General features: G+C 59.9%; 1 protein-coding gene. It reads right to left on the bottom strand.

Going from position 1 to position 454, the window contains the following annotated elements:
• Positions 1 to 454: IS701 family transposase (locus tag ACZBJS_RS42800; RefSeq protein WP_463440368.1), on the bottom strand; the 454-nt coding region annotated here is incomplete at both ends.

Raw genomic sequence — 454 nt, 5'->3', positions numbered from 1 at the left:
CAAAGCGCACGTTGGCTGCCATCGCGCGGTCAATCTCGGCTAGAGCAATCTCGGGCTTGGACCGTGCCGTTCGATGTTCGACTGGCACGCGAGCGCGCTTCAAACGAGATATGTCGCTTGTCCAACTGTCAGGCAGAAAGAGACGTAACGCGACCATCACGGGCACTTCGCCGCGAGCAAGCGTCAAAGACACCAGCGTTTGGCAATTTGCCGTTTTACCGAGAGCCGACGCGTATTGAGCCGCAACACCGACCGAGCGCTCACCCTTCTTGGGAAGTGAGGTGTCATCAATAACCAGCACCGCATCCCTGCCGCCGACAAGTCGGTCCGCCTGGTTGAGCAGCTCTGTTTCCAGCGGCGTCGCGTCCCAGACACCGTCCGCAATGAAATGGTGCAACTGGTCGTAGTTGCCCGAGGCAAGGCGCTCCGCCATCGGCTGAACGCTCTTGCGATC

It is taken from the genome of Bradyrhizobium sp. KZN70725, assembly GCF_055264925.1.
Note: the sequence above shows the minus strand (reverse complement) of the source record. Positions and strands in the feature narration are given on the sequence as shown.